Source organism: Halobellus litoreus (genome assembly GCF_024464595.1).
GTDB lineage: Archaea > Halobacteriota > Halobacteria > Halobacteriales > Haloferacaceae > Haloquadratum > Haloquadratum litoreum.
In genome coordinates, this window is record NZ_JANHAW010000001.1 from 1,286,740 (window position 1) to 1,310,271 (window position 23,532).

24 protein-coding genes are annotated in these 23,532 nt (G+C 68.1%); 15 read left to right on the top strand and 9 right to left on the bottom strand.

From position 1 onward, the window contains the following. Positions 1–10 precede the first annotated feature (10 nt). A complete protein-coding gene (locus tag NO360_RS06585) occupies positions 11–673 on the bottom strand; it encodes a GNAT family N-acetyltransferase (protein WP_256306787.1) in 663 nt (220 codons plus the stop codon). 52 nt (positions 674–725) lie between these two features. Then, the gene (gene samp2 / locus NO360_RS06590; RefSeq protein ID WP_256306788.1) at positions 726–938 is read right to left on the bottom strand and encodes a ubiquitin-like small modifier protein SAMP2; all 213 of its coding nucleotides are present in this window, start codon (positions 936–938) and stop codon (positions 726–728) included. Positions 939–1,040: 102 nt separating this feature from the next. Between samp2 and NO360_RS06595 the strand changes: the two genes are divergently transcribed. The 5 genes from NO360_RS06595 to NO360_RS06615 all read left to right on the top strand — a co-directional run bounded on the left by NO360_RS06595 (position 1,041) and on the right by NO360_RS06615 (position 7,358). Continuing rightward, positions 1,041–2,021, top strand: a complete 981-nt coding sequence (locus NO360_RS06595) for a replication factor C small subunit (protein ID WP_256306789.1) — start codon at positions 1,041–1,043, stop codon at positions 2,019–2,021. Positions 2,022–2,143: 122 nt separating this feature from the next. Next, entirely contained in the window at positions 2,144–4,912 is a 2,769-nt protein-coding gene (gene alaS, locus NO360_RS06600) for an alanine--tRNA ligase (RefSeq protein WP_256306791.1), read from the top strand. Positions 4,913–5,098: 186 nt separating this feature from the next. Then, on the top strand, positions 5,099–5,707 hold the full coding sequence (locus NO360_RS06605) for a DUF7504 family protein (protein WP_256306792.1): 609 nt from the start codon (positions 5,099–5,101) through the stop codon (positions 5,705–5,707). Between the two features lie 51 nt (positions 5,708–5,758). After that, entirely contained in the window at positions 5,759–6,538 is a 780-nt protein-coding gene (locus NO360_RS06610; RefSeq protein WP_256306793.1) for an alpha/beta fold hydrolase, read from the top strand. Between the two features lie 106 nt (positions 6,539–6,644). Next, positions 6,645–7,358: a type 1 glutamine amidotransferase gene (locus NO360_RS06615; RefSeq protein WP_256306794.1), complete on the top strand. Its 714-nt coding sequence runs from the start codon at positions 6,645–6,647 to the stop codon at positions 7,356–7,358. Positions 7,359–7,567: 209 nt separating this feature from the next. On the opposite strand, the gene NO360_RS06620 is transcribed toward NO360_RS06615, so the two are convergent. After that, entirely contained in the window at positions 7,568–8,053 is a 486-nt protein-coding gene (locus NO360_RS06620; protein ID WP_256306795.1) for a cupin domain-containing protein, read from the bottom strand. A 215-nt stretch (positions 8,054–8,268) separates the two neighbouring features. On the opposite strand from NO360_RS06620, the gene NO360_RS06625 reads away from it, so the two are divergent. After that, on the top strand, positions 8,269–8,634 hold the full coding sequence (locus NO360_RS06625; RefSeq protein ID WP_256306796.1) for a 4Fe-4S dicluster domain-containing protein: 366 nt from the start codon (positions 8,269–8,271) through the stop codon (positions 8,632–8,634). A gap of 48 nt (positions 8,635–8,682) precedes the next feature. On the opposite strand, the gene NO360_RS06630 is transcribed toward NO360_RS06625, so the two are convergent. After that, positions 8,683–10,017: a glycosyltransferase family 87 protein gene (locus tag NO360_RS06630; RefSeq protein ID WP_256306798.1), complete on the bottom strand. Its 1,335-nt coding sequence runs from the start codon at positions 10,015–10,017 to the stop codon at positions 8,683–8,685. Positions 10,018–10,264: 247 nt separating this feature from the next. On the opposite strand from NO360_RS06630, the gene NO360_RS06635 reads away from it, so the two are divergent. Then, positions 10,265–10,717, top strand: a complete 453-nt coding sequence (locus tag NO360_RS06635) for a ferritin-like domain-containing protein (RefSeq protein WP_256306800.1) — start codon at positions 10,265–10,267, stop codon at positions 10,715–10,717. A gap of 97 nt (positions 10,718–10,814) precedes the next feature. On the opposite strand, the gene NO360_RS06640 is transcribed toward NO360_RS06635, so the two are convergent. From NO360_RS06640 to NO360_RS06655, 4 genes are all read right to left on the bottom strand, one after another. Beyond that, positions 10,815–11,255 (bottom strand): twin-arginine translocation signal domain-containing protein, encoded by a 441-nt coding sequence (locus NO360_RS06640; RefSeq protein WP_256306801.1) that lies wholly within the window; start codon positions 11,253–11,255, stop codon positions 10,815–10,817. Between the two features lie 78 nt (positions 11,256–11,333). Next, complete coding sequence (locus NO360_RS06645) at positions 11,334–12,095, bottom strand: energy-coupling factor transporter transmembrane component T family protein (RefSeq protein WP_256306803.1); 762 nt, start codon at positions 12,093–12,095, stop codon at positions 11,334–11,336. Further along, entirely contained in the window at positions 12,089–12,841 is a 753-nt protein-coding gene (locus tag NO360_RS06650; protein WP_256306805.1) for an energy-coupling factor ABC transporter ATP-binding protein, read from the bottom strand. The genes NO360_RS06645 and NO360_RS06650 overlap by 7 nt, the downstream gene beginning before the upstream one ends. Positions 12,842–12,878: 37 nt before the next feature. Further along, complete coding sequence (locus NO360_RS06655) at positions 12,879–13,460, bottom strand: biotin transporter BioY (RefSeq protein ID WP_256306807.1); 582 nt, start codon at positions 13,458–13,460, stop codon at positions 12,879–12,881. 84 nt (positions 13,461–13,544) lie between these two features. Between NO360_RS06655 and NO360_RS06660 the strand changes: the two genes are divergently transcribed. The 7 genes from NO360_RS06660 to NO360_RS06690 all read left to right on the top strand — a co-directional run bounded on the left by NO360_RS06660 (position 13,545) and on the right by NO360_RS06690 (position 21,744). Beyond that, positions 13,545–14,261 (top strand): conditioned medium-induced protein 4, encoded by a 717-nt coding sequence (locus tag NO360_RS06660; protein ID WP_256306809.1) that lies wholly within the window; start codon positions 13,545–13,547, stop codon positions 14,259–14,261. Positions 14,262–14,366: 105 nt separating this feature from the next. Next, positions 14,367–18,410, top strand: a complete 4,044-nt coding sequence (locus tag NO360_RS06665; protein WP_256306811.1) for an LAGLIDADG family homing endonuclease — start codon at positions 14,367–14,369, stop codon at positions 18,408–18,410. Further along, a complete protein-coding gene (locus NO360_RS06670; RefSeq protein ID WP_256306812.1) occupies positions 18,410–18,694 on the top strand; it encodes a DUF7854 family protein in 285 nt (94 codons plus the stop codon). Before NO360_RS06665 ends, NO360_RS06670 begins: the two co-directional genes overlap by 1 nt. Before the next feature lie 57 nt (positions 18,695–18,751). Beyond that, positions 18,752–19,090 (top strand): DUF7855 family protein, encoded by a 339-nt coding sequence (locus NO360_RS06675; protein ID WP_256306813.1) that lies wholly within the window; start codon positions 18,752–18,754, stop codon positions 19,088–19,090. Next, positions 19,087–20,001 carry a DUF7856 family protein gene (locus NO360_RS06680; RefSeq protein ID WP_256306814.1) on the top strand — a complete coding sequence of 305 codons (915 nt, stop codon included), beginning with the start codon at positions 19,087–19,089 and terminating at the stop codon, positions 19,999–20,001. Before NO360_RS06675 ends, NO360_RS06680 begins: the two co-directional genes overlap by 4 nt. A 58-nt stretch (positions 20,002–20,059) precedes the next feature. Next, positions 20,060–21,079, top strand: a complete 1,020-nt coding sequence (locus tag NO360_RS06685) for a DUF7857 domain-containing protein (protein WP_256306816.1) — start codon at positions 20,060–20,062, stop codon at positions 21,077–21,079. Then, positions 21,076–21,744 (top strand): MinD/ParA family ATP-binding protein, encoded by a 669-nt coding sequence (locus NO360_RS06690; RefSeq protein WP_256306817.1) that lies wholly within the window; start codon positions 21,076–21,078, stop codon positions 21,742–21,744. The genes NO360_RS06685 and NO360_RS06690 overlap by 4 nt, the downstream gene beginning before the upstream one ends. A 142-nt stretch (positions 21,745–21,886) precedes the next feature. Here the strand turns inward: NO360_RS06690 and NO360_RS06695 are convergent, their stop codons facing one another. Next, on the bottom strand, positions 21,887–22,774 hold the full coding sequence (locus NO360_RS06695) for a transcription initiation factor IIB (RefSeq protein ID WP_256306818.1): 888 nt from the start codon (positions 22,772–22,774) through the stop codon (positions 21,887–21,889). Between the two features lie 163 nt (positions 22,775–22,937). On the opposite strand from NO360_RS06695, the gene NO360_RS06700 reads away from it, so the two are divergent. After that, a complete protein-coding gene (locus tag NO360_RS06700) occupies positions 22,938–23,459 on the top strand; it encodes a DUF7858 family protein (protein ID WP_256306820.1) in 522 nt (173 codons plus the stop codon). Positions 23,460–23,532 lie beyond the last annotated feature (73 nt).

The following is a 23,532-nucleotide window of genomic DNA, read 5'->3' on the forward strand; positions in this document are numbered from 1 at the left end:
CGCAAACCGCTCACCTGAGCACACCGTACAGGCGGTCGTCGCTGCCGACGGGATCGCCGGCGCCCTCGACACCGCTATCTTCCGACCCGCCGACGCCGGTCCCCGATTCATCGTCGCGGCCCGTCTCGCCGGCGTGCTCGCGGATCTCGAACCCGAGCGCCTCGTAGAACGGCCGCACCTGCTCGTGGAAGCGGGCGACGAGCGGGCCCGCCGAGCGCGTCGCGGCCGCGTCGACGAGCGCGCGGCCGATCCCGCGCCCGCGCCGGGAGCGGTGGACGGCGATCGATTCGATCTCGGTCGCGGAGCGATCGGTTCCGACGAGGTCCGAGACAGCCGCGAAATCGCCCACGTCCGCCGGTTCCAGTCCGGTCGCGTCGCCGTCATCGTCCACCCCTGCGAGGACACAGACGCCGACGACGCGGTCCGCCAACGTCTCAGAGCCGTCGGCTTCGCGGTCTCTCCCCTCGGTGTCGCCCTCGCGCTCCAGTTCACCGGCTCCGGATTCGTCGACCTCCGCGGGCGTTCCGTACTCGTCGACCACGGCTACGAGCACGTCCCCAGCCTCGACGCGACGAACCAGTCGCTCCCGATCGAATTCGAGCATCGCGGCGTCGAGCAGTCGGGCGACGTCGTCGGCGTCGTCGGCCGTCGCCTCGCGGATCTCGTGGGTCACGAGGGGAACCTCGCGGGTGTCGCGGGCGACCGAAACGCCTCGCAAGGGACCGTCATCGCGGCGACGATCCGCCCTTGATCAGCCGAAGCACCCGCACGCGGTCGACTTCCACGGGCTGATCCTCCGGCACCGGACTGCCGTCGATCAGCACCGAGACCTCGTGGGGCGAGTAGCCGACGGCACGGACGACGTCGGCGTAGGTGTCGGTGTCGCCGACTTCGACCGCCTCTTCGCCTTCGCCGACGACGTCGACGGTCACGCGCATACGCCCGATTCGGTCGGCGCGGGCTTGCCGGTTTCGCTTTCGGCGGTGAGGCGGCGACCGGAACGCGGGTGGTTTATGAGCCACGGGGCCCCTCTCTCGCGTATGAGTGAGGCCGACGCCTCGGAGGGGGCCCCGGCGGGGCGCGAGATCTGGATCGAGAAGTATCGACCGGAGACCTTCGACGACATCTACGGACAGGAGGAGATCGTCGGGCGCCTCCGGTCCTACGTCGAGCGCGACGACCTACCGCACCTGTTGTTTTCAGGCCCGGCCGGCGTGGGGAAAACCACCGCAGCCACCGCGATCGCCCGCGAAGTCTACGGCGACGACTGGCGGAACAACTTCCTCGAACTGAACGCCTCCGACGAGCGCGGGATCGACGTCGTGAGGGATCGAATCAAGAACTTCGCGCGCTCGTCGTTCGGCGGCTACGACCACCGGATCATCTTCCTCGACGAGGCCGACAGTCTCACCGACGACGCCCAGTCAGCGCTGCGCCGGACGATGGAGCAGTTCTCCGACAACACGCGCTTCATTCTCTCGTGTAACTACTCCTCGAAGATCATCGACCCGATTCAGTCCCGATGCGCGGTATTCCGCTTCTCGCCGCTGTCGGACGAGGCGATCCGACAGCAGGTCGAAGCGATCGCCGAAGCGGAGGACATCGAGGTCACCGAGGACGGCCTCGACGCGCTCGTGTACGCCGCCAGCGGCGATATGCGCCGCGCGATCAACTCCCTGCAGGCGGCGGCGACGACCGGCGAGGTCGTCGACGAGGAGGCCGTGTATCTGATCACCTCGACGGCCCGCCCCGAGCAGATCGAGGAGATGGTGGAGGCGGCCATCGACGGCGACTTCGCGTCGGCGCGGTCCCAACTCGAAACGCTACTGGTCGACACCGGGATGGCGGGCGGCGACGTCATCGATCAGCTGCACCGCTCGGCGTGGGACTTCGACCTCGACGAGCGAACGACGATCCGGCTGATGGAGCGGATCGGCGAGGCCGATTATCGGATCACGGCGGGGGCGAACGAGCGAGTGCAGTTGGAGGCGCTGTTGGCCTCTCTCGCCGCCGAGGAGTAGGCGTCACTCGGCATCGACGTGCCGCCGCCGGCCGCTAATCAGTCGTTAAACGGCCTCGAACGACCGTCGACGCCTCCCGCACCCGGAACTGTTTTACCCGGCCGTGGGTCAACTGACGGGTAATGAGTGAACTCGAAGCGGAGTACCGTCTCGACTACTTCGAGGAGGAGGGGTTCCACCGGAAGCAGTGTCCGGTGACGGACGTCCACTTCTGGACGCGCGACCCCGACCGCGAGACCTGCGGCGAACCCCCCGCGGACGACTACTCCTTCATCGACAACCCCGGCTTCGACGAGGAGTACACCTTAGAGGAGATGCGCGAGGAGTTCCTCTCCTTCTTCGAGGAGCACGGTCACGAGCGGATCGAACCGTACCCGGTCGCGGCGAACCGCTGGCGCGACGACGTCCTCCTGACGCAGGCGTCGATCTACGACTTCCAGCCGCTGGTCACGAGCGGGCAGACGCCGCCCCCGGCGAATCCCCTCACCATCTCCCAGCCGTGCATCCGAATGCAGGACATCGACAACGTCGGCAAGACCGGTCGGCACACGATGGCCTTCGAGATGATGGCCCACCACGCGTTCAACGCCCGCGAGGAGGTCGGCGACGAGTACGCCTACTCCGGCGAGGTCTACTGGAAGGACGAGACCGTCGAACTCTGCGATCAGTTCTTCGAGCATATGGGCGCTGACCTCGAAGAGATCACCTACATCGAGGACCCGTGGGTCGGCGGCGGCAACGCCGGTCCCGCCTTCGAGGTCCTGTACCGCGGCGCCGAACTCGCGACGCTCGTCTTCATGTCGATGGAGCAGGACGACGAGGGCGACTACGAGATGAAGGACGGCAACCGGTACTCGCCGATGGACACCTACATCGTCGACACCGGCTACGGCCTCGAACGCTGGACGTGGGTGTCGCAGGGGACGCCCACCGTGTACGAGGCGGTCTATCCCGACATGATCGAGTTCCTCAAGGAGAACGCCGGGGTCACCCTGAGCGATGAGGAGGCGGAACTCGTCCACCGCGCGGCGAAGCTCTCGGGCTATCTCGACATCGACGAGATCGACGACCTGACCCAGGCCCGCGCGGACGTCGCCGACGAACTCGGCGTCGACGCCGACGAACTCACGGAACTGCTGCACCCCCTCGAAACGATCTACGCCATCGCGGACCACTGTCGGACGATGGCCTACATGTTCGGTGACGAGATCGTCCCCTCGAACGTCGGCACGGGCTACCTCGCGCGGATGGTGCTGCGCCGGACGAAGCGCCTCGTCGACGACGTCGGCGTCGACGCGCCGCTCGACGAACTCGTGGACATGCAGGCCGAGCGCCTCGGGTACGAGAACCGGGACACGATCCGCGATATCGTCCGCACCGAGGAGCGGAAGTACCGGGAGACCCTGGAACGCGGGCGCCGGAAGGTCGAGAGCCTGGCCGCCGAGTACGCCGACAAGGACGCGGCGATTCCGGTCGAAGAGCTCATCGAACTGTACGACTCCCACGGCATCCAGCCCGAGATGGTCGCCGAGATCGCCGCCGATCGCGGCGCGAGCGTCGACGTCCCGGACGACTTCTATTCGCTCGTCGCGGAGCGGCACGAGGGCGAGGGGGCCTCCCGGGAGGCCGTCGAGCGAAGCGAACGCCTCGCGGACCTCCCCGAGACCGAGCGACTGTACTACGACGACCAGGAGCGCACGGAGTTCGAGGCCGTCGTTCTCGACGTCATCGAGCGCGAGGATGGCTACGACGTCGTCCTCGACCAGACGATGTTCTACCCCGAGGGCGGCGGCCAGCCGGCCGACCACGGGACGCTCTCGACCGACGACGTGACGGTGCAGGTGACGGACGTCCAGATCCGCGACGGCGTCGTGCTCCACCGGGCGGACGGCAACCCCGGAAAGGGCGAGTTCGTCCGCGGCCAACTCGACGTCGAGCGCCGGCGGCGACTGATGCGGCACCACACCGCCACGCACGTCATCGGTTACGCCGCCCGCCAGGTGCTCGGCGAGCACGTCCGACAGGCCGGCGCACAGAAGGGAACGCACCGCTCGCGACTCGACGTCAGGCACTACGAGCGGATCTCCCGGGAGGAAGTAAAGCGGATCGAGGCGGTCGCGAACGATCTCGTGATGCGGAACGTCGCGGTCAAGCAGCGCTGGCCGGACCGACACGAGGCCGAGGAGGAGCACGGCTTCGACCTCTACCAGGGGGGTATCCCGCCGGGACAGAACATCCGGACGATCACCATCAGCGACGACGTCCAGGCCTGCGGCGGCACGCACGTGAGTCGCACCGGCGACATCGGCACGATCAAGATCCTCACGACGGAGCCGGTGCAGGACGGCATCGAGCGCATCGTCTTCGCCGCCGGCGACGCCGCGATCGAAGCCACGCAGCGGACCGAGGACGCCCTCTACGCGGCGGCCGACGTGCTCGACGTGACGCCCGAGGACGTCCCCGAAACGGCCGAGCGGTTCTTCACCGAGTGGAAGGAGCGCGGCAAGACGATCGATCGGCTGAAGACCGAACTGGCGGAGGCGCGCGCGGCCGCCGGCGAGGACGAGATCGACATCGACGGGACGCCCGCCGTGGTGCGCCGACTCGACGGCGACGCCGACGAACTGAGAGCGACCGCGAACGCGCTCGTCGAGGAGGGCAAAGTGGCCGTTCTCGGCTCCGGAAGCGGCGGAAGCGCGCAGTTCGTCGTCGGCGTCCCGGACGGAGCGGGAATCAACGCGGGCGAGGTCGTCGGGCAACTCGCCGGCCGGGTCGGCGGCGGCGGCGGCGGCCCGCCGGACTTCGCACAGGGCGGCGGTCCCGACGTCGACGCGCTGGACGAGGTTCTCGACGACGCCCCCGAGATTCTCCGCGCCATCCGGAGCGCCTGATTGCGGCGGGTCACCGTGTCACGCGATCGCAGCGCGTCGCAGGCAGTCGCCAGACTGCGGCGTGTCGGAGTTGGCCACCTGATCGCGGGCCGTCGTTAGTCACCTGACCGCGGCACGTCGCTGTCGGTCTCGGCAACAGACTCGTTCGACACAAGACTTATCGATACTTGTTGGTTATCTAACATTGTGTCCTCCATAGAGCAGGTGGCTTCCCGGATCGAGGAGGCGTCTACCGTGCTAGTTCTCCGGCCACAGCGTGCGGCCTTCGACGATGTCCAGTGGAAAGGGGCGCTCGTCGGGGACTCCACGGAGGTCGAACTGCTCGGTGTCTCCTTCTCACAGCCACCCGCTGTCTGGTACGAAGAGTGGGTCGACGCGCTCGGGAACGCCCCCGCAGCGTCGGCCGTGATCTCGACGGCGGAGCTCGCGGGAGGGACGCCCGAGGATTGCGACGCCAACGTCGAAACGGTGGCCACTCCCTCCAACCTCACGGGGATCGGCGTCAAATCGACGCCGTACCTGAACGAGTGGGACGACGCTCTCGCGGTCGTGGAATCGCTGACGGTGCTGCTCCAGTACGCCGACACGCAGAGCGTCTACAAGTTTCTCCACGTGCTGACGAGTCGGCTCCAGGCGACCGACGCGGCGGGGCAGTTCTACCTCGATCCGACACTCGAAGACGACCGGACGGTCGAACTGTTCAAGACGCTGTTCGACGCCGTCGTCGAGTGCGAGGTCGACGACGACGGTGACGACTCGACGGTCGAGTGGTCGGTCGCGATTCGAAACGGGTGAGCGGCGGTCGCGCTCCGAGACGCCTAAGCCGCTCCTGTCTCACTCGTACGTATGGTTCGAACCTCGAACGGCGACGTCGGCCTCTACTACGAGACGGCCGGCAGCGGCCCGACCGTCGCGTTCGTCGGCGACGTCGGGTACGGCGCGTGGCAGTGGGGCTGGCAGCACGCCGCGGTCGCGGGGCCGTACGAGAGCCTCGTGGCGGACCTCCGCGGGACCGGACGTTCGGACGCCCCGTCCGGCCCGTACGCCGTCGAAGACCTGGTCGCGGACTTCACGACCGTCCTCTCGGACGCCGGGGTTCGCTCGGCGCACGTCGTCGGCGCGGGGCTCGGCGGGATGGTCGCCCTGGAGGCGGCTCGAACCACCGCGCGCGTCGACAGCCTCGTCCTGCTCGGCACGGCCGCGAGCGGCGCGGACCTCGACCTCGAACCGCTGTGGGGCGACCCCGACGACCCGGACGCGCTCGAATCCTCGCTCGCGGCCGGCCTGTCGGACGCGTTCGTCGACGCCCGTCCCGACGCCGTCGAGCGGATGGTCGAGTGGCGGTCCGAAGCGGACGCCGACCGGGCGGCGTGGGAGGCGCAGGCCGCCGCCGTCGCCGACTTCGACGTCTCGGACCGGCTCTACGAGATCACCGCCCCCGCGCTCGTGTGCCACGGCCGCGACGACGCCGTCTGGCCGCCCGCCCGCGGCGAGGCGCTGGCCGAGGGGCTCCCGCGGGGCGAGTTCTACGGCGTCGAAGACGCGGGCCACTTCGTCCACGTCGAGGCGTCGCGGCGGGTGAACGACGACCTGATCGGCTTCCTCGACGGGCAGGTCGAGGAGTGATCTGACCCGATCGGATCTCGCCCGGTCGGCCCAGTCGCGTCCGAGAGACCGGCACGACTGCCCGTGGGCGCAAGGTCTTTTTCGGCGCATCGCGTTTTCCAGACCGATGACCCGGTCCAGCGACCGACTGCGCCTCGCGCTTCTCGACGCCTCCCACGGCGACGAACACACGCCGCGGAACTTCCGCCGGGAACTCGACGCCGACCTCGTGGAGTTCGACGTGACGGCGAACGAGCGACCGGCGGGGTTCGACTTCGACGGCGTCGTCGTCACCGGCTCCCGCTCGTCGGTCTACTGGGACCGCGACTGGATCAGACCCCTAGTCGACTACGTCGCCGAGGCCGACGAGCGCGGACTGCCGATCCTCGGCGTCTGTTACGGGCACCAAGTGGTCGCCTCGGCGCTCGGCGGCCGCGTCCGAGACATGGGCGAGTACGAGATCGGCTACCGCGAGATCGAGCGGGTCGCCGACGACGAACTGTTCGAGGGGATCCCGGAGACCTTCGTCGCCTTCACGACGCACTCGGACGCGGTGACCGAACTCCCGCCCGGGGCCGAACTGCTCGCCGAGAACGACTACGGCGTGCACGCGTTCCGCCGCGGCGACGCGTGGGGCGTGCAGTTCCACCCCGAGTACGACCGCGAGACCGCCGTCGCGGTCACGAACGAGAAGGACCTCTCCCCCGAGCGCCGGCAGTCGGTGCTCGACGGCGTCACCGACGAGAACTACGCGGCCGCCTGTCGCACGAAGCGGCTGTTCGACAACTTCACTGACGCGGTTCGGCGGATTCGGGGCGAGCGAGCGGCTGCGGTGCGGTGACCGCTGCCGCGGCGCGGTGATCGCACCACCGATCGGTCTTGCTCCCGCTCGATTACGATTCCGCTATTCGATTACGATTCGTCCCGCTCGATTACGATTCGTCCCGCTCGATTACGATTCGTCCCGCTCGATTACGATTCGTCCCGCTCGATTACGATTCGTCCCGCTCGATTACGATTCGTCCCGCTCGATCACGATTTCCTGCTTGATCACGACTCGTCCTCCCAGTAGTCGACGTCGTCGTCGCGGCGGTAGTAGCCAGAGACGACCCGCTCGTCGGCGTCGCCGCCGGGCGGCGATCCCGCGTACACGCCGATCTTCTCGGAGTCCGGATAGACGGTCACGTCGGGGTCCTGCATCGTCGAGACGGCGAGAAAGCGGAGCGGGTCATCGCCGTCGTTGTGGAGCCGGTGTGCGCCATCGGGGGCCGCCGGGAAGGCGCAGAAGTCGCCCGGTCCGACCCGGGTCTCGCCGTCGGGCGTCCGAAGCAGCCCGCTCCCCGCGAGGACGTACACCGCCTCCTCGTTGCCGGCGTGGAAGTGATACGGCCACGACGATGCCCCCGGCGGGAGTTCGTAGAGGCTCGCGCCGAGGTCCGCCGCGTCGGTCTCGGCCGCGAGTTTCTTTCGTCTGAAATGCGTCTCCTCGCGTTCGGTTTCGCTCCACTCGACGTCCTGTTCGTTGACACGGCCCATACGTTCCGTCCCAGAGCTGGCGGCTTAAATACGGGGGCGGCGGCTCGAGTCGAGGACCGGTGGCTCGATGGTCAGGCGCGGCCGACTGAGTGTCGTAAACGTCGTGGCATAGCGGCTAGGGAGCGCCAGCTTTTGCACCGGGACGCGCCGGCCCGAACGCAGAGGAAGGAGCGGCACCGACGGCGTTTTCATCCTCTCCACTGTACTGACGGGCAATGGGAATCGATCCGAACTTCGACAGCAACCGCGAGAAGGTCGGCGAGGAGGAGCTGGACGAGCTCCGCTCGTCGGCAAGCGAAACGGAATTTGGCGACGGGGTAGACGTCTGGGGACCCGTCGAGCCCCCCGAAAAACTGGGGATCCACGGGACGCACGTCGCCGTCGACTACGACCTCTGCGTCGCCGACGGCGCGTGCCTGGAGAACTGCCCGGTCGACGTGTTCACGTGGGTCGAAACGCCGGGGCACCCCGAGTCCGAGCGGAAGGTCGAACCGACGCGCGAGGACCAGTGCATCGACTGTATGCTCTGCGTCGACATCTGCCCGGTCGACGCCATCGACGTCGACGGGTCTCGGGTCTGAGAGCCACCGCGTCCCGCTCGGACCGATTCTCCTCCGACCTGACGGTCGTCACTCGGTCACATCGCGTATCGCCGCTCGAATCCGGCTTCCGACCCGGCCGGCCGCGCGCTCGGGGCGGACGCCGTGCGTCGCCGCCGCGCACGCGAGCAGCATAATCGCGATGCCGTACAGCGGCACCGTCGCGAACGTGAACACGTCGACGAGGGCGACCTCCAGGAGAGACGGGAGGCCGAACTCCCGAACCGCCTCGACCAGCGACCCCGGGTACTCGTTCGCGAACAGCACCGCGCTGCCGGCGAGAAAGAGCCGGCGTCCCGGACCGTCCCAGACGTACCACAGCGGGATCATCGGGAAGAACAGCAGCACGAGATACCACTGCAGCGCCGGGATCAGCGTGATCGTGACGACGAGCGTCGCGAAGATCCCGATCAGTCGCCCCTGAAGCGTCGCCACGTCGGCGTAAAGAGAACGAAGGATCACGACACCGACGAGCGCGGCGAGGGGCGTCAGCACCTCCGGCGGGGCGTTCGGGAAGAGCCCCCAGACGACGTGCGACAGCGGCCGCTGGAGCGTCACGTAGAACGTCGCGTCCGCGGGGTAGCCCCCGACGAAGGCCGCGGTCTCCGCGCGGTCGAACACGACCGCCGAAAAGAACGTGACCGTCGGCTCCGTGCCGTACGCGACGACGCCCGCGAGAAGCCCGCCGACGCCGACGGCCGTCGCGCTCGCGATCGACCGCCACGACCGGCGTTTGAGCAGCCACGCGCCGACGAGCGCGGGGAACAGTTTGAACAGCGCCGCGAGCCCGAACGCGGCACCGGCGACGCCCTCGCGGTCGCGGTCGAGCGCGAGAAAGCCCGCGACGAACGCCAGCGCGACGAGCAGGTTGATGTTGCCGTAGTACATCGTCCCGAAGGTGAACGGCGAGACGAGCACGAGTCCGGTGATCAACCCGACGTCGAGCCACCCGAGCCGGTACGCCACTCGATCGACGAAGCGCACGACTGCGGCCGCGACGGCGAGGCCGGCGAGGACGTTCAGCGCGACGACGACCCAGTAGCCGGTCAGCCACTCGAAGCCGGTGAACGGGTAGTAGACGGTGACGGTGATCGGCGGGTAGAGGTAGACCGCCCACTCGCCCAGTTCCGGCGGGGCGACGCCGTAGAACGACTGTCCGTCCCGGGCCAGTTTCGCGGCGTACCGATAGGTCCGGACGTTCGCCCCGAGGTTGCCACCGGGGTTCCAGGCCCACTCGGCCCAGTCGGGGTTGAAGTTGCGGTCGTACGCGGCGGTCCCGACCAGAATCGCGAAGGCCATCACGGCCCAGACGGTTCTCTTCGAGCGGGCGACGAGCGGTCGACGGGAGAGATCTGGCGGGGACATCGGTCGCCACGGTGCGGTCGAGTCGTGACGGGCGAAGCATCTCCGTTCAAATCCTTATATATGTCTCTCCGTCGTCTCGTCGCTGTCGGAGACGCAACAACTCGACGGGGCGGGGACAGCGCCCCGTCGACGGTCCGCTGACTGATCCGTAGTCGGCGGATGGGATCGACGGCCCACGCGTCGCAGACAGCCCCCGATCACGATCGCCGACAGTGTCTTGCCGCCGGCGGCCGAACGCAAAACCACGATGTCTGACGAAGTCGTTCGGCTGTTGCAGAAGGCCTACCAGGACGAGATCGAGACCGTGATGAACTACATGACGAACTCCATCGTCCTCGACGGCGTCCGCGCCGAGGAGATCAAGGAATCACTCCAGCAGGACATCCAGGAGGAACTCGGCCACGCCGAGCAGCTCGGCAACCGACTCAAGCAGCTCGACGAGCACCCGCCCGGCTCGGCCGCCTTCGAGGCGAACCAGCTGAGCCTCCAGCCGCCCGAGGACAGCACGGACGTGCTCTCGGTGATCGAGGGCGTCCTCGACGCCGAGGACGACGCCATCGAGACGTACCGCGCGCTCGTCGCCGCGGCCGAGGAGGCGAACGACCCGGTGACCGAAGACCTCGCAGTGACGCTTCTGGCCGACGAGGAGGCCCACCGGACGGAGTTCCGCGGGTTCAAGAAGGAGTACAGCCAGGACTGACGGACCGCGTCTCGGCACCCGTGGAGAGCGGCAGCAGCCTGCATAAATCGACAGCAGCCCCGCGTCGCTCGACAGCCTCCCCGCGTCGCTCGATACGCTACTCTCGCAGATCGACCGCCCACACGTCGACGCTGACGCGAACGGTCACCCGTGCGGGGCCGTCGCCCGTATTCTCACAGAGGAGGACCCACTCGCCGGCCTCGATTTCGCTCTGAGTCACGTACGCCTCGTCGTCGTGCCACAGTGCGACGGCCTCCCGCTCGGCGTCTGGAATCGGTTCTTCGGCCGCGTACGCCTCGTACTGGGCGGGCGTCATCGTCGTGACACGGGCGTCGCCCGCGTGTTCCTCGAGTGCGAGCCGCCCGTCGCGGTCCCAGGCGAGTTCGAACCGCCACGCGCGGTGTCCGTCGGGCGGGATCGTCACCGACGCCGACACCGGCTGGCGGACGCGCGGCTCGAACACGCCGGCGTTACAGCCCGCAAACGAGGCGACGACGGCGGTTGCGGCGCCGGCGAGGAACCGGCGTCTGGAAGGCATCGCCGTGAGTTGACCGTTCGACGGAAAGTGCTTTGCGCCCGGCGGTCGGGTCGCGTCTCTCCCGGAGCGGGCCCCGCCTCAGAGCAGTACCGATCCCGCGAGCGCCGCAACGACCAGGAGCCCCAGGCCGTCGAGCCGTCCGAATCGGAGCGCCGGCAGCGTCGGGTTCCACGCGAAGCAGCGGGCGCGGAGCGCGAGCGCCAGCCGATCCGCGCGGCCGAAGGCTCGGCGGATGCCCGCCGCGGCGACGAGTTGCATCCGCTCGCGGAGCGGTCGTTCCGCCCCCAACCGCGCGGCCGACGCCTCCCGGACGGACCGGAGGTCCGAACGCAGGAGCGGGAGGAAGCGGAACACGAGCGCGACGCCGACGCCGAGCAGGCGGCCGACGCGCCCGGGGACGAATCGCTGGATCGCCGCGCGGGAGTCGCGGACGGGCGTCGTGTGCAGGTAGACCGCCGACACGAGCAGGATGAGAAGCACCCGGTAGCTCGCCAGCAACGGATCGGTCGCCGCGGCGAGATCGATCCCGAACGACCACGCTGACGCTCCGGCTCCCGCGGTCCACGTCGCCGGATCCGGACCCACGCCGATCCCGACGTCGACGACCGAGATCAGCGGCCCGGCCGCCAGAAACGGCAACGCCGGCAGGTACCCGCGGAGCGCCCGGAGCGGAGAGAGCCGCCCGGCGGCGAGGAACGCCGCCGCGACGACGGTCGCGACGACGAGCCCCCGCGGCGTCGTGTGCGCGAACGCGGCGGCGGCGAATGCGGCCTGTGCCAGCAGTTTCGTCCGCGGATCGAGCCGGTGGGCGAGCGAGTCGCCGGGGGCGTAGGTCAGCATCGACCGGGCGGGCGGGCGGATCGGCCCCGAACGTCCGTTTCGGTCGTCTCCGGCACGCGAACGTCGTACCCCGCGAGCGAGTCGACGACGCGTTCCGGTGGGCCATCGACGACGATTCGGCCCTCGGCCATCGCAACGACGCGGTCCGCCAGTCCGAGAACGTCGCGGAGGTCGTGCGTGACGATCACGACGCTCGTTCCGGACGCCGACAGTTCGCGAAGCCGATCCAGCACGGACGCCCGCGCGGGGTCGTCGAGCCCGGTGAACGGCTCGTCGAGGACGAGGTGATCCGGCTCCATCGCCAGCGCGCCTGCGATGGCGACGCGCTCGCGCTCGCCGCCCGAGAGTTGGTCGACCCGGTCGTCCCCGCGCCCCGAGAGGTTCACCGCCGCGAGCGCGTCCGCGACCCGGCGGTCGATCTCGTCTCTCGCGAGGCCGAGGTTCTCCGGGCCGAAGGCGACGTCCGCGCCGACCGTCGCGGCGACCAGTTGGTCGCGCGGCTCCTGGAACACCATCCCGACGGCCGTCCGCGCGGCGACGAGGTCCGCCCCCACGCCTCGCCCGTTCACCTCGACCGTCCCCTCGTCGGGTTCCAGCAGCCCGTTGAAGTGACGGACGAGCGTGGTCTTTCCGGAGCCGTTCGCGCCAGCGAGGACGACGCACTCGCCGTCCTCGATCGCGAGCGTGACGTTATCGACGGCGACGGCGTCGCCGTAGCGGCGGGTCAGTCCCTCAGTTCGGATCATCGCGATCTATCCCCGACGTGCCAGGTCATCGCGTCGGTCACGCTGCTGCCGCGGCGTCGCTGCGAACGACGCCGACGGCCGCCGCGATCTTCACGGCCTCGAAGGGGACGAACGCCAGCGCACTCACCGCGAAGGCCTCGACGAGGCCGACGTTCTGGACGAGCGCGAACCCGACCGTCCCGAGCGCGTAGATCACGACCGTCCCGGCGAGCATCCCGCCGACGAGGCGAACGGTGCCGACCGCCTTCGGGTCCTCCAGGCCGTCGAACCCGTGGACGGCGGCGCCGATGAGCGCCGCCGCGATCGGGTACGACCAGAGGTATCCCGCCGTGTAGCCGACGAGCGGACCGAACCCGGCCGCTCCGCCGGCAAAGATCGGCGCCCCCGCAGCGCCGGCCGCGAGGTAGAACGCCATCGACGCGCCGCCCCACACCGGGCCGAGGAAGACGCCGGCGAGGAACACGCCGAGCACCTGGAGGCTCACGGGCACCGGCGAGATCGGGTTCGGAAACGATACGTACGCGAACGCGCCGGTGAGCGCCGCGAACAGCGCCGCGCGGGCGACGTTGCCGACGACGTCCTCTCCGACGAGTTCGATCGACTGCGTCTCTGCCGACATACTCTCTGCCCTCTCGTAAACTCCAATGAATACTTCGGTTTACGATGGTAACGTTTGTACGCCCACGGGTCCTAGACGCTTCCGATGGACGAGAAGACGGCCGACCTCCGGGACCTCTTCGTGGAGACGACCGGCGAGGAGACCGTGACCGAGTCGCAGTCGGCGCCGCGGGGTTCTCTCGGGAGCGACCGCGACGAGGCGGCCGTCGACGAGCGGTTGACGGCCATCGTCGAGGAGATGCGCGAGCGCGACGCGTTCGCGTCGTCGCTTTCGGTGCCCGACCTCCGTCGCGTCGTCCGCGCGTTCTTCGATCCCGAGGCGGCGGGCGCGGACGCCGGGTCGTGGTCGGCGGAAGCCGACGCGGCGCTCGCGGCGTCGCTCGACAGCGACGTCGACGCCGACGAGGTGTTCCGCGCGCGGATGGATCTCCACCTCGTCAGCGACGCGGACCGTGACGGACCCGTTCCGTACGACCGGCTTCGACGGCGGCTCTCGGCGGACGATACCGGCGATTCCGACGCCTCGGACGGGCCGTCAGAGGTCGCAGACGGACCTCACGACGACGCGCTCGCGGCCGAACTCGCCGCGGAGGTCGACGGGACGGTCGACGCCGACGCGGTCCGCCGCTACCGACGCGTCGTCGCGGCCGACCTGGCGTCCCGCCGCGTGAACCACCGCTTCCGCGACGCCTTCTCGGACCTGCTGACCGACGCGGACCTGTCGACGCGACTCGCGGCGGACGCCCGCCGCGACGGCCTGAAAGAGGCGACCGAAGACATCGAGACCGACGTGTCTTTGTGAGCGTCTGCGGCGCGCTTTCGCCCCTCACTCCCGTCGAGCGCGGGCCGATCACTTTCACTTCCCTTGGCGAAGACTCTTACCCGATGAGGACCCTACTCCGGTGCGATGGCCCAGGCCCCCCAGGACTCGCGCGACCTCACCGATCGGTTCATCCAGTTCTATCGGAAGTACTACCGCGACGAGATCGGCACGCTCGCCCAGAAATACCCGAACGAACAGCGCTCGCTGTACATCAACTACGAGGACCTCTACAAGTTCGACGCGGAGTTAGCCGAGGACTACAAGCAGAAACCCGACCAGATACGCGAGTACGCCGAGGAGGCGTTGCGCCTCTACGACCTCCCCGCCGACGTCAAACTCGGGCGCGCGCACGTCCGCCTGGCGAACCTCCCCGAGACGGTCGACATCCGGGGCATTCGGGTCCACGACGACCACATCGGCCGGATGATCGCGGTCCAGGGAATCGTCCGGAAGGCGACCGACGTCCGGCCGAAGATCACCGAGGCGGCCTTCGAGTGCCAGCGCTGCGGGACGATGACCTACATCCCCCAGTCGGACAGCGGCTTCCAGGAACCCCACGAGTGCCAGGGCTGTGAGCGGCAGGGACCGTTTCACGTCGACTTCGATCAATCCGAGTTCGTCGACGCCCAGAAGGTGCGCGTCCAGGAGAGCCCCGAGGGCCTGCGGGGCGGCGAGACGCCACAGAGCATCGACATCGACCTCGAAGACGACGTCACCGGTCGGGTGACCGCCGGCGATCACGTCACCGTCACGGGCGTCCTCCACATCGAACAGCAGACCTCCGGCAACGAGAAGACGCCCATCTTCGACCTCTACATGGACGGGGTCGCCGTCGAGATCGAGGACGAGGAGTTCGAGGACATGGACATCACCGACGAGGACGTCGCCGAGATCGTCGACCTCTCGAACGAACCCGACATCTACGAGAAGATGGTCGCCTCCGTCGCGCCCTCGATCTACGGATACGACCAGGAGAAACTCGCGATGATTCTGCAACTGTTCTCGGGCGTGACCAAGCACCTCCCGGACGGGTCACGGATCCGGGGCGACCTGCATATGCTCTTGATCGGGGATCCCGGGACGGGCAAGTCCGCGATGCTTCAATATATACGCAACATCGCGCCCCGATCGGTGTACACCTCCGGGAAAGGCAGTTCGTCCGCCGGTCTCACGGCGGCCGCCGTCCGCGACGACTTCGGCGACGGCCAACAGTGGACGCTCGAAGCCGGTGCGCTCGTCCTGGCCGACAAGGGAATTGCGGCTGTCGACGAGCTGGATAAGATGAGATGCGTGACTGGCGATACGCTCGTCCATACGACAGACGGGATCCGGCCGATCCGTGAGCTCGCACACGAAGCTGCGTCGTCGGGAGTCATTGAGCCATTGTCGAACGGGCGGACGATCCGCGACGACGTCGCGGACGTCTGGACGCTCACAGAAGACGGGACACTCGTCACGCGGCCCGTTACCGCAGTCCACGAGTATGACGCCCCTGACACGCTCTACGAAGTGACACTCGAATCCGGGGAAGCAGTGTCGGCTACTGCCGATCACCCCTTCTTCGTCTTAGAGAGCGGTAAGCGAACCGAGAAATCCACTGGGGAACTTGAGCCCGGCGATTGGGTGTACGTGCCCGAGGCCGTTCGGGAAACGGCGACAGACGGCGGTACGGCATCGGCTCCGATTCCAGAGACAGTCGGGAGCGAGCCCGGAGATACGGCGGATCTCCCCCCGGCAAAGGGTGCGATACTAGGGTATCTCGCCGGTGACGGCAACGTTTACAGCAACGAATCCGAGGGAAGTCACGGGATCCGGTTTACGAACAAGGAAGAACAACTCCTGAGTCACTTCGAATCCGTCTGCCGAACGGCGTACGGCAAAGAAGCGGTTCGTCACCCCAGTGAACAGCGAGACGATGGGGTCGAAACCGTCCGACTCCACGGGAAAGAGTGTGTTGACGACCTCCTTGAATCAGGCCTGAACCTCGAAACGTACGAAAACAAACGTGTCCCGGTCGAAGTCACTCGGAGTGGTGGCGATACGAAAGCCGCCTTCATCCGAGGCCTCGCTGATTCGGAGGCGACCGTGGACCTACGGTCGGTCAAGATCCATTCCAGCAGTTACGACTTGCTGCTAGGGACGAAAATGCTCCTCTCGGAGTTCGGAATCCGCAGTCAAATACAGACCCGCTCGTACTCGAACAAGCGTGACCTCTATATTTTGGCGATTACTGCGGCAGATTCCCTGGAAGCGTACAACCGCGAGATCGGGTTCACACTCGACAGAAAGCAGTCGGCGCTGAACGAGGCAGTCGAACGGACGACTGGAGACAGAGCGATTATCGATGTCCTCCCGGAGATCGGGGACCGATTCCAGCGACTCCGAGAGTCGCTTCGGCTTTATCAGTCCGAATGCGGGCTCAACGATGCCACGTATTGCAATTTCGAGAACGGCGATGCCAACCCATCACTTCATCGGGCTAGACGGATTGTCACCCGATTCACGGAACGCCGGCACCAGGCCTACGCCGACTTGGAACTGCTTGAGAAGTCCCCGTCGTGGACGGGTTTGAACGTTCTCCGTGACGAGTATCACGTCTCACAGCGAGAAATCGCCGAAGGAACAGCGTACACGCAACAACAGATCTCCCGTCTCTGGGGGCAAAACAATGCGCTCCGACGAACCGTCGTAGACCGGTTCCGAAGCATCCTGAAATCCATCTCGAATACAAATACATCTGGTATTTCCGCGCTGGTCGAGGCTGACGTTCGGTGGCGTCGGGTCGAATCTGTCGAGCCGACCGTGCCGTCTTCCGGCGACGATAGGATTCCGGTTTTGGAGCGTCAGTTAGCCGATGAGATCGGTTGCGATCGTGACCGCGCCCGAGACTCCGCTCGGATGCTCCTCTCTACGGAGCCGACAGCCGAATCGTGGGACGAACTCCGCTGTGAACTCGAACGACACAGCGTTTCGTTCCAGCGGCTCGCTGACCAGTTAGACGTTGCAGGATCGACAGTCTCTCGCTGGTTCTCGGGCACGGTCGACGTCGACAACTTCGAGGAAGTGCGACGTGCCGCATTCGAGTTGATCGAAGCGGTTCGAGCGCGGATTGCGTCGATTCACGACGAAATCGAGAGCCGGAATCGGTCACCAAAAGTGTACGATCTCACGGTCCAAGGAACGCACAACTTCGTCGCGAACGGAATGGTTGTTCACAACTCAGAGGACCGCTCTGCAATGCATGAAGCGCTGGAACAGCAATCGATTTCGGTATCAAAGGCCGGCATCAACGCCACCCTCAAATCCCGGTGTTCGCTGCTCGGCGCGGCCAACCCGAAGTACGGCCGCTTCGACCAGTACGAACCGATCGGCGAGCAGATCGACCTCGAACCAGCGCTCATTTCCAGATTCGACCTGATCTTCACGGTCACGGACAACCCCGACCCCGAGACCGACGCCGAACTCGCCGAGCACATCATCAACACGAACTACGCGGGGGAGTTGAACACCCAGAAGTCCAAGATCCCGAGTTCGGAGTTCACCGACGGGGAGGTCGAGAGCGCGACCGAGGAGGTAACCCCCGAAATCGACGCGGAACTCCTGCGGAAGTACATCGCCTACGCGAAGCGCAACTGCTACCCGACGATGACCGACGAGGCGAAGGAGGTCATCCGGGACTTCTACGTCGACTTCCGGGCGAAGGGCGCCGACGACGACGCGCCCGTGCCGGTGACGGCGCGGAAGCTCGAAGCGCTCGTTCGCCTCTCGGAGGCCTCCGCGCGGCTTCGACTCTCGGATACGGTCGAACGCGATGACGCCGTCCGCGTCACCGAGATCGTCGAATCGTGTCTCCGCGACATCGGAATGGATCCCGAAACGGGTGAGTTCGACGCCGACATCGTCGAGACCGGGACCTCGAAGAACCAGCGCGATCGGATCAAGGACATCAAGCACCTGATCGAGGACCTCGAAGACGAGTACGAGGAGGGTGCGCCGGTCGAGCAGGTCATCGAACGCGCGGGCACGGACCTCGGCTTAGAGGAGACGAAGGCCGAAGACGAGATCGAGAATCTCAAGCGGAAGGGAGAGCTCTACGAACCGCGAAACGACTACCTCCGGACGACGTAATGGACCGAATATCCGCGCTCCGGAACGTCGAGGAGGCGCTTCGGGACTTCGAGTCGGGGGAGTCCGATCTCGCGGCGACCGAGCAGCGCGTCGTGACGATCCTCCGGACGTACGCGACCGACTTCGAGGGCGAAACGGGCCTTCGAGCGTATCAGGCGACGGGTGACGGTCGTGCGCACGGTTTGGTCGTCGTCGCCGAGAACGAGAGCGAGGCCCGCGAGCGCATCGCGGACCTGCTGGACGAGGATCCGACGACGATCGACGCCGACGTCTCGCCGGTGTAAGCCGGTTTCGACGATGTAGGTGGGTTTTTATTCCATCCCGGAAACCTCGGCGTAGCCGTGTTGTTGGTAGTGACGTACTCGCGTCGGGCGCGCGAGACGCTCCGGAACGCCTGCCGGGCCCACGAGGAGACCGTCGTCCGTCGATTCGGCCGCGTCGCGCTCCTGCGGGAGACCGAGTACGGCGCGTTTCTGGCGTGTCGGCTCCGCGAGCGACACGCCGGGGACGTGCAGATCGAACGGACCGAACCGTTCAACGAGTTCGCCGACGCGCCGGACGCCGTCCGGGAGGCGGCGGCCGCCTACGAGGCACGGGAGTCGCCGAGTACGCCGTACGACCGGTTCGCGGCCGGGACCGAGCATCCGGACTCCGAGGCGATGCGCGGGCGGGAGCTGTGACCGACAGCGTCGCCGAGCGGGACTTTACGATCCGGTTCCCAGACGGGAGCACCGAGACCGGCCCCGTCGTCGACCTCCGCGATTCGGCGGCCGCGACGGGTCCGATCGCATCTCGGATCCAACGGGCGATACGCCACGGATGCCCGTCGGCTCCGGGCCGCCCGACGGTCCACGCGTCCGCCCCCGGTCGGGTGCACGCGCATATCGCCCGACTCGATTGCGACGCCGACGTTCGGACACGTCCCGCACTGGCCGCCGTCGCGGCCGACCGCGGGGTCGAGACGCCGCACGACGACGACTTAGTCGGCGCAGTCCGGTCGCTGCGTTCGTCGCCGCCCGCCGCCGTCGACGACGCCGAACTCCGGGAGGCGCGGCGGCGGGCCGCTGAGGCGGGGGCCGAGACCGAGCGGCTCCGAGAACGGGTCGCCACGGTCCGCGGACGGGTGACGGCCCTCCGGGACGCCCCGTCGGCAGACGGCGAGGCCCTGACCGCCGCGGAGGCGTCACTGTCGGAAGCGACCCGGCAGTTCTCGGAGGTCGCGACCGAGCGGGTCGCCGCCGCGCAGCGGCTGGCGGTGCTCGAAAAACGCGTTCGGAGCGCCCGCGACCAGCGAGACGCTCGATTGCGGCTCGAAGACCGGGTCGGGAACCTCGAACGGGCGGTTCGCGACGCCCGCGTCGCCGCCGTCGCAGACGACTTCCGCGACGCGCGTCACGCGCTGCGGGACCGGATCCGTGACCGTGGCGGGATCGAACCCGCGGAGCCGTCGGCGGACGTTCTCGACGCGCTGGCGATCACGCGCCTCGCGCCGATCCGCGCACCCGTCGTCGTCGCCGCCGACGTCGTCGACGCGTTCGGCGGCCCGACCGCGACGTTCGAGTCCCTCGATGCGCCGCTCGTGATCGGCTAGGTGGCGTCGGTGCCGGCGGGCCCGACGGTTTATGTACGAACGCGCCACCAGAGCCCGCGTGCAATCCGCTCTCGACGCTCCCGAGGCTACTGACGGATCCAACGCTTCCAACGCGGCCGACGGATCCAACGCTTCCAACGCGGCCGACGGATCCAACGCTCCCAACGCGGCCGACGGATCCAACGCTCCCAACGCGGCAGAGGCGACTCCCGTCGACGGACCCCTGGAGGCCACCGTCTCGACGACGACCAGTTCAGGCGTGACGCTGGTGCGAGTCGAGCTGCAGAGCACTGTCGACGCCGACCTCCGCGTCCGGATCGCGAACGGACTGGACGGTCCCGTCCTGCCGCCGCGCCCGGAAGGCGTCCCGGCGGCCGGATGGGACGCCGAGGGGTTCCGCGGGGTCGTCCCCGCCTCGGGACGCCTCGGCGTGGGCTACGCCTGTCCGGTATCGACCTCGGGGGCGAGACGTTCGGCCGATCACGGAACGACCCGAGAGCGGACCGCTACGGCGGGAGAGTCCGATGCGGTCTCGGTCGAACTGCTCGGCCCCGCGGACGAAGCGGGAGCGGAATCGGCGTCCGTCGAGGCGACGATTCGGTCGCTCGGGCGTGCTCGCCCGCCCCAGGACGCCGTTCCGATCGGTGCCGGTGCACGTTCACCCGAGACGACCGCGAGCGACGGAACGCACGGATCGACCGACGAGACGGACGCTGGCCCGTGGGCGACCGACGCGACGAACACTGAACCGAGGGCGGCCGACGCCGTCCCGGTGGCAGTCGACGATTGGTTCGACGAGGTCGAGTCTCGCGTGGGGGTCGCCGACCGGCTGACCGACGCGTCAGCCGAGGAGGCGACGGCGGTGCTGGCTGCCCGCGGCGGCGTCGACGCGCTCTCGGATCTTCCCGAGGCGGTCGCGGCCGACGAATCCGCGCTGCGGGCCGTCGCCGCGCGCGCCGACGCGCTCGCCGACCGTGCGGCGACGACGAACGCAGCCCCGGTCGTCGCCTCGCTGTCGGCGGCCGCGAACGGAGATCGACCGACCACCCCGACGTCCCGGATCGGTGTCGATCGATGATTCTCGCCGTCACCGGCGGTAAAGGCGGCGTGGGCAAGTCCACGATGTCGGTCGAACTCGGGGCGGCCCTCGACGCGACCGTCGTCGACGCCGACCTCGGAATGGCCGACCTCCCGACGGGTCCCGGCCCCGACCTTCACGACGTCCTCGCCGACCGTGCGGACCCCATAGAGGCGGTACGGGAGGGCTGCGGACCGGTCCGGCTGCTCCCCTGCGGCCGATCGCTCGCGGGCGCTCGCGCGGCGGACGTCGCGATGCTCGACGACGCGCTCCGCGCCGTCGAGGCCGCCTACGGGGACGTCGTGGTCGACTGCCCCGCGGGGATGAAGGCCGACGCGGGCGTGCCGCTGGCCGTCGCCGACGCCTGCGTCGTCGTGGCGTCACCGCAGCCGTACGCGCTCGCGGACGCAGCCCGCTCGCGGGAACTCGCACGCGAACTCGACGCGGGGCTCGTCGGAGTGGTCGTCAACCGCGTCGTCGACGACCCGCCGACCGAGGCCTTCGAGGAGGTGCTGGGCGCGCCGACAGTCACCGTGCCGGCGGACCCACGCGTGAGCGAGACTGTCCCCGCATTCCGTCCGGTGGTCCGGTCCGCGCCGTCGACGCGGGCGGCCCGCGCGGTGACGGCCGTCGCGGACGCGGTGCGTCGGGCGAAGCGGGTCTGATTCTCTCTTCGGCAGAACGGATTCGTATCGCAGCGTGTGCGGTCGGATCGATTCGGAGACAGGGTCGATTCCTCCGCCACATCGGCGAGCCGGGAGGTCCGATTCGCGAGTTGTGGAGTCTGATTCGCGAGCCGGGGGTGTCTCACTCCCCACTGAGCTCTTGATAGGTCGACCGGAGCGTCACCGGCGTCACGCCGGCGACGTCGGCGGCCTCCTGCTGCGTCACTCCGGAACCCACGTCGCGGCCGGCGGTGTACAGACACGCCGCGGCGACGCCGCTGGGATTCCGGCCGACGGCGATGCCGTCTTCGACCGCCTCCGCGACGTAGTCGCGGGCGCGCCGTTCCACCGCGCCGGAGAGGTCTAACTGCGAGGCGAATCGCGGGACGTACTCGGCGGGATCGATCGGTCCGACGGGGAGGCCGAGTTCCCGGTTGATCGCGTCGTAGGCGGTGGTCTGTTCGTCCTCAGTGGCCTTCGCCACGTCGGCGACCTCCCCCACCGTTCGCGACACCCGTGCGACGCGGCAGGCGGCGTAGACGCAGGCCGAAGCGAAGCCCTCCAGCGAGCGTCCGGGGAGCAGGTCCGCCGACTGGGCGGACCGAAACAGCGAGCAGGCGTGGTCTCTGATCCGATCCGGAAGCGACAGCACGCTCGTGAGCCGGCGGATCTCTGTGAACGCGTACACCTGATTGCGCTCGCGCTTCGAGGAGATGCGCGCGCGGTTGTGCTGCCGACGCATCCGGGCGAACTGCCGGCGCTTACGTCCCTTCGCTCGCGTCGAACGACCGATCTTCGTCGACAACCCCCGGTCGTGTCGCGAGCGCGTCAGGGGCGCGCCGGTCCGTTTCGGGTCCCGGTCATCGTCGGCGAAGGAGCGCCAGTCGGGACCGTGATCGATCCGGTACTCCGAGAGCACGAGTCCGCAGTCCCCACACAGCGTCTCTCCGCGAGCGGTCTCCGGGCGACCGCCGCATTCGGGGCAGGTGTTCGTCGTCGTGGCAGCGTCGGCGGCGGGTGCTTCACTCATCACAATTGAAACTCGGTCGTGAAGCCATATTTAAAGACGTGAGAAATCGGGGTTTTGGACCCTTGGTGACGGACTTTAACCGACCGGTAACCGGTACGTAGTAGAATCAGATTTGATACTCAAAGCGAACCTACTTATCCGGAGGGGTGGACAGACACCCACGATGGGTTTGTCGGAAATCGCAGCGGGGTTGGAGCTGAAGACGGAGCAGGTACAGCGCGGCGTCGCGACGGTCGACGACACGGACGTCGACCTCGACGCGCGACTCCGGGAGTTCGAGGCCGACCTCCCGTGTTCGGCCGCGGCGGCGGGGACCGTCCTCGACCGATACGACGAGGGCGCAAGCGTCGGCGACGCGGGCGAGGCCGCGGCGCTCGCGCCGGTCACGGCCGCGAAGCTATTGCACCGGTGTGGGTTCGAAGGCGTGACGCCGCTGTCGCCGACGGCCCGCCGCGTGCTCCGCGACTGGATCGACGGGCGGCTCTCCCGCGCGGACGCGCTCGAACTCACGGATACCGACGACGCGGAGTTCGCACTCGCCGCCTACGTCGAGACGCACGAACCGATCGCCGAACTCGCCGAGGCCATTCGCCGCGACGCCTCGGCACCGATCGCGGGCGACGCGCTGGTCTCGAAGCGTGACGCGCTCGCCGAGACGATGACCGGCAGTTCCGACCTCCGATAAGAGAGGACCGGCGGCACCCACACCCCGCGGTCCGTTCCCGATCAGGGGTAGGACCGCCGGGGGAAACCGTCGC

What these genes read in the sequence shown, in the direction of transcription:
- samp2 (WP_256306788.1), bottom strand. Translation starts at nt 938, where the DNA reads ATGCGCGTGACCGTCGACGTCGTCGGCGAAGGCGAAGAGGCGGTCGAA.
- NO360_RS06595 (WP_256306789.1), top strand. Translation starts at nt 1,041, where the DNA reads ATGAGTGAGGCCGACGCCTCGGAGGGGGCCCCGGCGGGGCGCGAGATC.
- alaS (WP_256306791.1), top strand. Translation starts at nt 2,144, where the DNA reads ATGAGTGAACTCGAAGCGGAGTACCGTCTCGACTACTTCGAGGAGGAG.
- NO360_RS06610 (WP_256306793.1), top strand. Translation starts at nt 5,759, where the DNA reads ATGGTTCGAACCTCGAACGGCGACGTCGGCCTCTACTACGAGACGGCC.
- NO360_RS06615 (WP_256306794.1), top strand. Translation starts at nt 6,645, where the DNA reads ATGACCCGGTCCAGCGACCGACTGCGCCTCGCGCTTCTCGACGCCTCC.
- NO360_RS06620 (WP_256306795.1), bottom strand. Translation starts at nt 8,053, where the DNA reads ATGGGCCGTGTCAACGAACAGGACGTCGAGTGGAGCGAAACCGAACGC.
- NO360_RS06625 (WP_256306796.1), top strand. Translation starts at nt 8,269, where the DNA reads ATGGGAATCGATCCGAACTTCGACAGCAACCGCGAGAAGGTCGGCGAG.
- NO360_RS06630 (WP_256306798.1), bottom strand. Translation starts at nt 10,017, where the DNA reads ATGTCCCCGCCAGATCTCTCCCGTCGACCGCTCGTCGCCCGCTCGAAG.
- NO360_RS06635 (WP_256306800.1), top strand. Translation starts at nt 10,265, where the DNA reads ATGTCTGACGAAGTCGTTCGGCTGTTGCAGAAGGCCTACCAGGACGAG.
- NO360_RS06640 (WP_256306801.1), bottom strand. Translation starts at nt 11,255, where the DNA reads ATGCCTTCCAGACGCCGGTTCCTCGCCGGCGCCGCAACCGCCGTCGTC.
- NO360_RS06645 (WP_256306803.1), bottom strand. Translation starts at nt 12,095, where the DNA reads ATGCTGACCTACGCCCCCGGCGACTCGCTCGCCCACCGGCTCGATCCG.
- NO360_RS06650 (WP_256306805.1), bottom strand. Translation starts at nt 12,841, where the DNA reads ATGATCCGAACTGAGGGACTGACCCGCCGCTACGGCGACGCCGTCGCC.
- NO360_RS06655 (WP_256306807.1), bottom strand. Translation starts at nt 13,460, where the DNA reads ATGTCGGCAGAGACGCAGTCGATCGAACTCGTCGGAGAGGACGTCGTC.
- NO360_RS06660 (WP_256306809.1), top strand. Translation starts at nt 13,545, where the DNA reads ATGGACGAGAAGACGGCCGACCTCCGGGACCTCTTCGTGGAGACGACC.
- NO360_RS06665 (WP_256306811.1), top strand. Translation starts at nt 14,367, where the DNA reads ATGGCCCAGGCCCCCCAGGACTCGCGCGACCTCACCGATCGGTTCATC.
- NO360_RS06670 (WP_256306812.1), top strand. Translation starts at nt 18,410, where the DNA reads ATGGACCGAATATCCGCGCTCCGGAACGTCGAGGAGGCGCTTCGGGAC.
- NO360_RS06690 (WP_256306817.1), top strand. Translation starts at nt 21,076, where the DNA reads ATGATTCTCGCCGTCACCGGCGGTAAAGGCGGCGTGGGCAAGTCCACG.
- NO360_RS06695 (WP_256306818.1), bottom strand. Translation starts at nt 22,774, where the DNA reads ATGAGTGAAGCACCCGCCGCCGACGCTGCCACGACGACGAACACCTGC.
- NO360_RS06700 (WP_256306820.1), top strand. Translation starts at nt 22,938, where the DNA reads ATGGGTTTGTCGGAAATCGCAGCGGGGTTGGAGCTGAAGACGGAGCAG.